At 56.4% G+C, this 10022-nt stretch carries 8 protein-coding genes; 5 read left to right on the top strand and 3 right to left on the bottom strand.

What is annotated here, in order from left to right; translation table 11 throughout:
* Positions 1-127: 127 nt before the first annotated feature.
* Entirely contained in the window at positions 128-1597 is a 1470-nt protein-coding gene (locus tag ENN40_06035; GenBank protein HDP94902.1) for a hypothetical protein, read from the bottom strand.
* Positions 1598-1742: 145 nt separating this feature from the next.
* Here ENN40_06035 and ENN40_06030 point away from each other — a divergent pair, with 145 nt between their 5' ends.
* On the top strand, positions 1743-2651 hold the full coding sequence (locus tag ENN40_06030) for a DUF2807 domain-containing protein (protein HDP94901.1): 909 nt from the start codon (positions 1743-1745) through the stop codon (positions 2649-2651).
* Positions 2652-2787: 136 nt separating this feature from the next.
* Here the strand turns inward: ENN40_06030 and ENN40_06025 are convergent, their stop codons facing one another.
* Together ENN40_06025 and ENN40_06020 are read right to left on the bottom strand one after the other, a co-directional pair.
* Entirely contained in the window at positions 2788-3570 is a 783-nt protein-coding gene (locus tag ENN40_06025) for a DUF4147 domain-containing protein (protein ID HDP94900.1), read from the bottom strand.
* Entirely contained in the window at positions 3563-4447 is an 885-nt protein-coding gene (locus ENN40_06020) for a hypothetical protein (GenBank protein HDP94899.1), read from the bottom strand. The genes ENN40_06025 and ENN40_06020 overlap by 8 nt, the downstream gene beginning before the upstream one ends.
* A 140-nt stretch (positions 4448-4587) precedes the next feature.
* Between ENN40_06020 and ENN40_06015 the strand changes: the two genes are divergently transcribed.
* The 4 genes from ENN40_06015 to ENN40_06000 are packed head-to-tail and all read left to right on the top strand — an operon-like array spanning position 4588 to position 10008.
* Entirely contained in the window at positions 4588-5685 is a 1098-nt protein-coding gene (locus ENN40_06015) for an AI-2E family transporter (GenBank protein ID HDP94898.1), read from the top strand.
* Between the two features lie 17 nt (positions 5686-5702).
* Positions 5703-6932 carry a hypothetical protein gene (locus ENN40_06010; protein ID HDP94897.1) on the top strand — a complete coding sequence of 410 codons (1230 nt, stop codon included), beginning with the start codon at positions 5703-5705 and terminating at the stop codon, positions 6930-6932.
* Positions 6929-7987, top strand: coding sequence for a 23S rRNA (adenine(2503)-C(2))-methyltransferase RlmN (gene rlmN / locus ENN40_06005; GenBank protein ID HDP94896.1), 1059 nt, complete (start codon positions 6929-6931; stop codon positions 7985-7987). The genes ENN40_06010 and rlmN overlap by 4 nt, the downstream gene beginning before the upstream one ends.
* Entirely contained in the window at positions 7987-10008 is a 2022-nt protein-coding gene (locus ENN40_06000; protein ID HDP94895.1) for a DEAD/DEAH box helicase, read from the top strand. Before rlmN ends, ENN40_06000 begins: the two co-directional genes overlap by 1 nt.
* Positions 10009-10022: the final 14 nt, after the last annotated feature.

The following is a 10022-nucleotide window of genomic DNA, read 5'->3' as shown; positions in this document are numbered from 1 at the left end:
GTTCGCTTATGCTTTATGCCCTGCGGGTATGTATGCCCTCTGGGTACTCATCACAACAATTTCTCGCTCATCATCTATGCGGATTTACCCACACGAAACGTAATAGAACCCAACTTTTCAACTCTGGTTACAAATACCCCAGCGATTTCAGCAGTTTTCGGGCTTTTTCGCGTTCCTTTGCTGGATCCAGGTCACCCCGTACCAGGCCGGCGTGTTCCAGCAGTAATGATCTGTTTCCGCGTCGGATCACCTGCAGCCGCGCGAACAGGCGGCGCACGATAGCGGCATTGGCAGCGGCCACGTCTTTTGCGGCCGCGGGATCCAGGGAAAAATCGAACAAGTGAAATTCGGGCTCACCCTGCCTGCGGTCCACCACCAACTGGAATCCTTCGCTGAGCAGGCCGTCTACACCGGTCCACGCGTTCAGCACATTTGAAAAATAGTCAAAATAGACTTCGCGGTCCGGCAGATGATTCCCTCGAAAAATCCCGGCGTAACTGACACCCTGCATGAACGATGTGTCATGAACTTTGAGCAATTCCACCAGGGTCGGGGTCAAATCCAGGTGAGAGATCACGGTTGCAACACGTCGGCTTTTGGGAATGCCGGGACCGGAATAGATCAGGGGAACGCGTACCAACGGCGGATGCACCGCGCGGCCGTGGCCGTACATACCGTAGTCTCCCAGGCATTCGCCGTGATCGGCTGTAAACACCACCAGGGTTCGGTTGCGCTGCCCGCCGGCATCAAGGGCTTTGAGAATCGCGCCCACGCGATGGTCCACGGACTCCACTTCGGCGCGGTACAGGGCATTGACGTAGTTTTGTTCCGCGTTGCTCATGCGGTTGTTATCCAGCTTGGCGCGCAGGCCGGCGTTTTTAAAATCAGAATAAAACGTCCAGGGTTGTGGCAGATTGCCGGCGCCGGCGTCCACCGCTGCGCGAAAACGCGCCGGCGGGTCATAGGGGGAGTGGGGGTCGAAAATCCACTTGAACAGGAAAAATGGTTGCTTGGGATTCGTGTGCAGCAAGTAATCCAGGGTGCCGTACATGGCTTCATAAGCCTCGCTTTCCTGGTGAAAATCGAGTTTTTTCTCGATCTCCCGGCACCGTGCCTCCGGCAACTGTTTTTTCTCGGGTAACCGCGAGAACCCCTGCAACAGGTTGCAGACACGGACCAGTCCGTTTTCCATCGACACCCGGGTGTCGATCCCACGGTCGGCCATGGCCTCAGCCGGCATGCGTACCCCGTCTCCAACCCGAAAAAACGCGCTGGGTACCCGCTTGTTCAAGAAATCCAGGTAGACCGTTCGATTGTCAAAAGTAAATGTACGGGAGTAACACCCAGTTAACATCGAAACCGCTGATGGCATGGTGGTTGGCGCCGTGCTGTATGCGTTTTCAAATAAAGTTCCTTCGCGGGCAAGGCGGTCGATATGAGGTGTGTGTGCCGACCCGCCGTAACAGCCCAGCATGTCCATGCGCAGTGCGTCGGATACGACAAGCACCACGTTCCGGGGTTGATTTGACCAGCCGCAGCCCAACGCCCAGGCGGCTGCTACCAATGCCAGGATCGCCAAGCGGATTCTTGCAGGCATCAACCCCTCCTCATTGACCGCGTTTCAACGCAGGGTACCCGTTGAAACATCTCTATCCCCCTGCAAGGGCGCCTCCCGTGCAAGTGGTTGCTCCGCCCCGGATCGTTACTCAGCAGGGACTCGCACCAGAGATTGTACGGCGGATATGGTGGCAAATCAAGCCGCTGCCTTTTTGCGCCGGGTTTTGCGGTCGAGCCGGGAACCTTGCGGGCTTCTGCTTCGTTTCTCCTGTATACGCCTGTTCATTAAGGAGGAGGACATAAAGAATCGCTTGTGGATATTGATCCCGCTGCTGGTGACGGCTTTCAGCCTGCAGGGATGTTTTGAATCATTGCGGGGTTCGGGGCGCGTCATCACGGATGTGCGCCGGATCTCTTCCGATTTCAAGGGGGTGCGCCTGACCAATCATGGAGATCTTATCGTTTCCCTGGGAGACCGGGTGGAACTGACCGTCGAAGGAGACGACAACATATTGCCTCATATCATTACCCGGGTATCCAACGACACGTTGTTGATCGGGAACAATCCGGATCTGCGCGGCGGGTGGTCTTCACGCCGGGGTGTGCGTTACCTCTTGACGGTCCGCCAAGGACAGTTGAACCGACTGGAACTCACCAGTCACGGCGATGCGCAACTGCCGGAACTCAGCGGGCCCGGTGCGGCGGTCCGTCTCTCCAGTCACGGGGACATCCGCATCGACAGGGTGGAAACCGATGATTTCACCTTGAACCTGACAAGCCACGGCGATGTAACCATAGGGGAGTTGATTTCCGACGGCATTGTGGCACGGTTGACCAGTCATGGCCGGGTGCGCCTGCAGTCGGGCAAGGTCAGGGAACAGGATGTCTCCATGACCAGCCATGGGGATTATCTGGCCGGACAATTGCCTTGCGATCACTGCCGGGTTCGCAACAGCAGTCATGGCACCGTCCGGGTCTGGGCGGAAAAAACCCTCAATGCCCGGCTGACCAGTCACGGTCGCCTTTATTACCGAGGCGATCCAAAAATCGACGCGTCCCGCGAGTCCCGCAAAAAGATGCGCCCGCTGGACTAGCCAAATCTGGCAACCCAGGCAAGTCTCGTAGATTAGTTCACGGAAAAAGCGGAAAACACTGAAAAACGCAATGCGACCTTTGACGAGGCGCTTATCGCCTTTCCCGTTTTCTTTCAGAGTGAAAGAAAACTGTCGCTTATCTCACCCTTTCGGGATTCCGTGACCGCAATCGACCGGGCGCGATCAGGATCACGCCCAGATCCATGACATTGGTGCCCGTGGGTCCGGTTTGGATCAGGCCGCCAAAGCGGCGGAAAAAGCGGTAGGAATCATTCTGTCGCAACGCGAGGTCCAGCTTTCTTTTTTGAGCGACGAGAAGGCGTGCCGATTCATGACTGATCCAGGCCCCGGCGGCCGGAGAATTGCCGTCGATGCCGTCAGATCCCATGCAGGCCGCGTACCATGGCCCGGGCAGGTCCCGCACTTCAGTCAACAGGCGCAGAGCCAGTTCCTGGTTGCGCCCGCCCCTGCCGTTGCCCTTGACATGCGCCGTGGTTTCTCCACCGAACACCCATGCCCGGGGCGCGCGGGAGTTCTGAAACCTGCGTATAACCCGTGCCAGGCTGCGACGCCCCGGAATGGGATGGTCCCCGGCCAGCAGAAAGACCGGACCGGGAATATCAGGAGCGCCGGCGGGAGCAACCAGGATTCCTCCCGCCAGTCGGTCACGAATCATGGGCAACAGCCCCCTGTACATGGCGGCCGCGGCCTTGCCGGCCCCCAGGCAATGCACCTGGCAATAGTCGGGCAAATGGACGCCGCCGGCATTGATGCACAAGCGGTCGCCTCTTCGTTTTACGGCCCGGTGGATCAGCTGTTCCGGATCAACCGCCGCCGTCATGGCGGCCAGAATGCGCTTTCCGGTTTCCTGCAAAGGCAAAGCGGTTGGGGGCAATCCGGCGCGGGCGCGGTCAGTCAATGGCGTAATTGGAAATTTTCAAGTGCAACAGGGTGGAGAGTTTGCGCAGGTACTGGATGCCGTCGTTCAGATCCTTGGTGAATTTGGTGAGGTACTTGACGAAACTGGTTTCATCGCGTGAGCGCAGGCGGTTATCGAATTCACGCGAAAAATCCCTCAACTCAAGCAAAAGGTTCTGGATGTAGAGGATATGGTCCAGGGTGTCTACGGCCTTGACCTTGGAGATCGCCTTGAGGCCGGTTTCGGGAATCAGTTGCATGCGTTCCATGGCATCGGTGACCGTGTCCCCGGTCAGGTAGTCGATTTCATCCAAGTAGGGTTTTTTGTATTCCTCAAAATAGCGGAGTTTGTGCTTGGCCCGTTCCTGCATTTTCTGGTTCTGCTCGACCAGGGAGAGAAAGTACTTCTTTAACCCCAGAAATCGACGGTCGAATTTGCTTAAGTTAAGAAAATCGCGGCCCAGGTAGATCTTGTCGTTGTATGTGTCTATGAGTTCGTCCTGGTAGTGGCTGTAGAATTTGACTTCGAAACGCTGCTCTTTTTGATGCATCATGCGACAGATCATGATGCTCTGGGGATTGTTCAGGATATAAGCGTTTTCTTCGATCAGGGCTGAATAAACAAACAGTGAAACGAGGATAAACCGGCGCAGGGAATTTAAGAAGTCCCCGTTGTGGGAAACGAATTCATCCAATGCCGGCACGACTTCGCCCCGCAACCGCGAGTAGAGGGGAGAAAACAGGTGGTTCTCCCCCCGGAGATGGAATTCATAATAGCAATTCGCCAACACGCGCTTGTACAGGTTGGAGAACACGGGCTGGGGAAAGGCGGTCAATTCCTTCTGATTGTATTGTTTGAATGCTTCCAGGATCTGCACCTTTTCCTCCTGGAAAATTATAGTTGAGACATATTGAAAAGTCAAAACCTGCCTGAGCCGTCATGACTTGATTCCAAGGGGGAATGAAAGTACACTTAAGCTTGCCGCTAACAGAGCGAATGTGACCCTGAGGGGGAAATGTGAACAACATATTGCGCAAACACAAAGTGCCGCCGCCTCTGGTGGCCCTGGTGGCGTACACGTTGGTGATCCTGGCCGTGGTTTTCTCTTTGGAGCACCTGACGTTGTTGGCGGTTCCGCTTTTCTTTTCTTTGGTGATCGCGTATCTGTTTAATCCCCTGGTGCAATTCCTGGAGTCCCGCACTCCGCTCAGCCGGCCACTGATCGCTTCCATCCTGATGGTGTTGCTGGTTGTGATCCTGGTTTTTCTCATCATCAACCTGCTTCCATACGTGATCAACCAGGCGGAACGAGCCGCAACCCGCCTGCCCCAGCTTTTGCAGGTGTTTTCACAAAAGGCCCAGGTGTTGAGTAACTACCTGACCAAGAACTTTCCCGAGTATCTGGGATCCATCGACATTATGGAACGCATTGAACGCATGATCAGCCTGATGCTGACGGATCTGACAAAGATCCTCGGCGGCATTTTTTCCAGTTTATACAACTTCCTGACCATGTTGGTGTACCTGGTGTTTATCCCCCTCTTTTCCTATTACATCATTAAAGACTACAACCAGATCCGTTGCGGCGTCATGAATTTGGTTCCGGTACGTTCCCGTCAAAAGGTGACGGCGAAACTGGGGGAACTGAACCGCATTCTCTCCTCTTTTATCCGAGGTCAAGCCATTGTGGTGTTGATTCTGGTGGTTTTGTATTCCACCGGCCTCAGCCTGGTCGGGCTGCCTTTCGCCATCCTCATCGGCACTTTCGCGGGCATCGGTGATATCATTCCCTACGTCGGAACGATCCTGGGGCTAATTATCTCGATCGTGATCGGCTTCGCTCATTTCCAGGACGTGGAAAAACTGTTGCTGGTAATCCTGGTGTTCGCCCTGGTCAAAGGGTTTGAAAACTGGTACTTTTATCCCAAAATCGTGGGACACGAGGTTGGACTGCATTTTGTTTTCGTGCTGATGTCCATCATTGTTTTTGGCCAGTTGTTCGGCTTCTGGGGCCTGATGGTGTCAATCCCCGCGGCTGCCGGGTTCAAGGTGTTTATTTCCGACCTTGTGGCCTATTATCGGTCATCTGCATATTATCGACAATGCGACGAATAAGAGGGATCATATTTTTTATGGTTGCTTGGCTTATCTGCCTGGTCAACCATGTGCCGGCAGTAGAAGATTGCCCGCTGATTGTAAAGGCCGCTGTTCCCGAATCCGTTTTAAGTGGCCGGGTGCTTTCCAATGTGGAAGCCGCTTGCCGTTACCTGGCTATGAACCAAGCCGCCGAAGCGGCCGCGGCTTTGCACCGGGCCGCCGGGGAAATGCCGGTATCTTCCCTGGCCGCGGACCTGAAAACGGCGGCGCACCTCCTGGAGTCGGATTCAAGTGTAACGGTAGTGAACCCCGGAGCCAATGTGACGGGGACGAATCCGTTCTTTGTCCTCTTGTTGGGAAACGAGCATTCTTCAACCAGAGCCTTTCTCTGCCTTCCCTTGCCGCCTGGGGAAGTATGGCTAACCCCTTACCTGGAAGAACCGGCGCGCCTGCGGCCCGATCTTCCTGAGAAGCTGCCCGGGGTTTCCGCAGACATGGCGGCCTTGCCTGCGGTTCGTTTGGTCGATTTGGTGGCCGCCTCTCACGCGGAATCGTTGAGTGCCTGGATCCCCTGTAGGGATGGTTCCGGCATGGTGGCGGTTTTTCGCAACTTGGTTGTTGCGTATGGACGGGATCACCTAAAGAAATCAGCCGCGGGGGTTTTGTCCGCTGCCTGGAGCCGGCACGTGGACGTCAAAGCCCTTGAATGGCTGGTGGCCATGCACCGGGTGGCCCATGGATTGGGGACCGTGGCTGTTGAGAATGACACCGGGGAAGGAATGGTTTCGGTGGCAAGCCAACTGGGCGAGAACGCGCATCTGCTCGAAACCATTAAGGCGGATGGCTTGGCGTTTCTGGCTGGGTTGCGCCTGGCCGGAACCCTGAGCGGGTTTGGCATATCCACCCAGAAAATCACAGCCACATATGTAATGTTCCTGTTGGATCGCGCACTTCATGGCCGTGGTGGACAAATGAAAGCTTTGCGCGCGCTCTTGAGCCAACTGATTGCTGATGGAGGCATCCGTCTGGACTTGAAAAGCTGCCGCTTGATCCTTGATTCGCGCAGAATGCAGGTCAGCATAAAAAAAATGGTGCAACAGGTGGTGCGCATCCAAGGGAACGGTTCGGTGAAAGAGGCGGAAGGTCTGTTGGCCGCGGGAGCCACACAAGCCGGGAAGCATGACCTGCTCGTGGCCATGATGCCCCGGGGAATGGCGGGTTTTCGCCTGGTTGCGCAAGTGACGGATACAGATGAAAAAAAATGAGCGCCGGTGAAAAGGCGCCATTCCCCGGCGGCTGGTTGTACGATCTGAATCCGGTTTCCCTGGAAAAGCACCTGGTTGCCATGGGAATGCCCGCATACGCGGCAAGCCAGGTGTTCCACTGGCTCTACCAGCGGCGTGAGCCGGATATCAGCAACTGGACCAATATCTCCCGCGCGCATCGAAAGGTTCTGGACGAAACGTTTTTTACGTCATTGCCGCTAGTGGAGAATGAATCCCGGGACGGCTCGGGCGCCCGCAAAGTGCTGCTGCGACTGCATGACGGCAAAGGCGTGGAGGCGGTCTGGATCCCCGGTACGGGGCGTTCCACGCTTTGCATTTCCACCCAGGTGGGATGCGCCATGGGATGCTCTTTCTGCGCCACCGGGGCCATGGGGTTTCATCGCAGCTTGAGCATGGGTGAGATCCTGGCCCAGGTGCTGGTGTTACTGGGTTTCCAGCTCGAGGCCGATGAAAGGTTCAATATCGTCTTGATGGGGATGGGTGAGCCGCTGCTGAATCCGCAGGCCGTCATGGGTGCCCTGGCCGTAATGACCGCAGACCCGGGTATGCGCATCCCTTCCCGCCACATCACCCTGTCCACGGTGGGATTGCTCACACCCCTTGCCGAGCTGGAGCAGCGGTTTCCCCGGGTAAAGATCAGCCTGTCGCTTCATGCCGCCGATGATGCCGTTCGGAAGCGCTTAATGCCCAAGGCGGCATCCCTCCATTCCATTGGCGAATTACTGGATTATTTTGCCCGTCCGCGTCATTATCCAGTGACTTTTGAATACGTCCTCATTCGCGGGGTCAACGCATCGCGGGCCCAGGCCCGTCTCCTGGCCGCACGCCTGCGGACCATTCGCGGGAAAGTCAACTTGATTCCGCTGAATCCCGTACCCGGGTGTTCCTTTTCTGCGCCTGCGCTCATGGAAGAGAACGCATTTCTGCGGGTTCTGGTTGATGCAGGGCTGTCCGTGACCGTCAGGCGCTCTCGGGGAAAAGATATTCAATCCGCCTGCGGGCAATTGGCGGTAGAGGTTTCAGGTAAAGCCTAGTGGAACAATCCGTTTTCCTTTCGCGATACGATTTCAAACTGGATGCGTTTCAACAGCGCGCCATTGACGCGGTGGAGGCGGGTCATTCGGTTCTGGTCAGCGCCCCCACCGGAGCGGGAAAAACCCTGATTGCGGAATACGTCATGGCCCGTTGCCTGAACCGGGGGCGCAACGTGATCTATACCGCGCCCATCAAGGCACTTTCCAACCAGAAGTTCAGGGAATTCCAGGTTCTTTTCCCCAACCGCGTAGGAATCGTCACCGGTGATGTAAGTATCCAGCCCAATGCACCCCTGATCATCATGACTACCGAGATCTACCGCAACCGGCTGCTGGAGCAGCGCGGCGGTTTCAATGAGTACTCGTGGATTATCTATGATGAGATCCATTACCTGGATGATCCCGAGCGTGGAACCGTCTGGGAAGAGTCTCTGATTTTAAAACCTTCTCACATGCAGTTGTTGGGACTGTCGGCAACCATTCCCAACATCGATGCGCTGGCCGCGTGGATGCGAAACATCTTTGCTTCTCCGGTGCAGGTCATTCGCGAAGATCACCGTCCCGTTCCCCAGCGCCTCCTTTTCCAGGTGCGGGGAGAGATTACGGACAGTCTGGAACGGGTGCGCCGCTGGACTCAGCGTACGAGCCGCCGCGGTGGCCATTCCCGCACCTCATCCCGTTTCGCCGGATCCGGTCGCCCTGAACCGCTATTGCTTCACCTCATGGAAACCGAACGCATTCCCATGATCTACTTTTCTTTCAGCCGCAAGCGTTGTGAATGGCTGGCGGATCTGGCGCGCCGGATGATTCCCCGGGAAACCGGTCGGGACAATGACATACTGGACCGATACGACTTGCTGTGTGAACGTTTCGGCATCACGAGTACGGAACGCGCGGCGGATATGCGTCAATTGGTGGCCACGGGAGTTGCCTACCACCATGCCGGTTTGCATCCCATGCTGAAAGAAGTGGTGGAACGACTTTTTTCCGATCGCAGCATCCGCATGATCTTTACCACGGAGACATTTGCCCTGGGGATCAACATGCCGGCGCGAACGGTTGTAATCGACGAAGTGCGCAAGCGTTACGGGCGCTTTTTTCGCACCCTCAAGAATCGTGATTTTTCTCAGATGGCCGGCCGCTCCGGGCGACGGGGAATTGACCGGGAGGGGTTTGTTTATTGTCGCCTTTCCCCGGATGAGATCCAACCCCATGACCTTGACAGGCTTTTTCGCGATGGGCCGGAGCCGGTAAAGAGCCGCCTCAACACTTCGTACGCCACCATCCTGAACCTCTACCAGGTTCACGGCGAAGCCTATGTCGATATCTACCGGCGCTCTTTTCATTGTTTTTCGCACAAGGGCCGATCTTCCAGTCGCCAGATCAAGCTGATGGAGGCGCGGCTGAAAGTGATGGTCGAGCTTGGGTGCATTCAAGACGGCCGCCTCACTTCCAGGGGCCACTTCGCGCGGCGCATGTACGGTTACGAAATGAGTTTGTCGCAATTGTACGCCGCAGGCATTCTGGAGCGCCTCTCCGTAGAGCAACTGGCTGTCGTGTGCCTGGCCGTGGTGTTTGAACCCCGTCCCGGCACCCGGCGGGTCCCGGTGCCCGGAGAGTTCCGCCGCTTGCGTAGTGAAATATACGGACTCCTGGTCCCGGTACACCTGGCGGAACGCCGACTGGGCGTCCCGGAGCCCAGCAAACGCTTCGCGTTCGATTTGACCACGCCACTATTGAACTGGATGCGCGAGCCCTCCTTTGAAAAACTGGTCCGACAGTCGGAGCACGACGAGGGGGAGATCATCCGCTATTTTCGTATGACGGTACAGGTGCTGCGGGAGATGCGGGATGCGCCGTTGTCCACCCACTTGCGGCGGCGACTGGAAGAGGCCCTGATAAGAATCAACCAGGGGTTTATCGATGCCGAAAATCAACTGCGGCTCGGCCTGGAAGCGGATGTTGTCGAGCAGTTGCTGGAGGGGGAAAAGAACGGCCCGGATCCGGGTTTTGCCACTTGACAAATCCCCGCTGA

The sequence above is a fragment of the Candidatus Aminicenantes bacterium genome (assembly GCA_011049425.1).
Classification (GTDB): domain Bacteria; phylum Acidobacteriota; class Aminicenantia; order UBA2199; family UBA2199; genus UBA876.
This window is presented reverse-complemented; position numbering and strand designations above follow the sequence as displayed.

What these genes read in the sequence shown, in the direction of transcription:
- ENN40_06035 (HDP94902.1), bottom strand. Translation starts at nt 1,597, where the DNA reads ATGCCTGCAAGAATCCGCTTGGCGATCCTGGCATTGGTAGCAGCCGCC.
- ENN40_06030 (HDP94901.1), top strand. Translation starts at nt 1,743, where the DNA reads ATGGTGGCAAATCAAGCCGCTGCCTTTTTGCGCCGGGTTTTGCGGTCG.
- ENN40_06010 (HDP94897.1), top strand. Translation starts at nt 5,703, where the DNA reads ATGGTTGCTTGGCTTATCTGCCTGGTCAACCATGTGCCGGCAGTAGAA.
- rlmN (HDP94896.1), top strand. Translation starts at nt 6,929, where the DNA reads ATGAGCGCCGGTGAAAAGGCGCCATTCCCCGGCGGCTGGTTGTACGAT.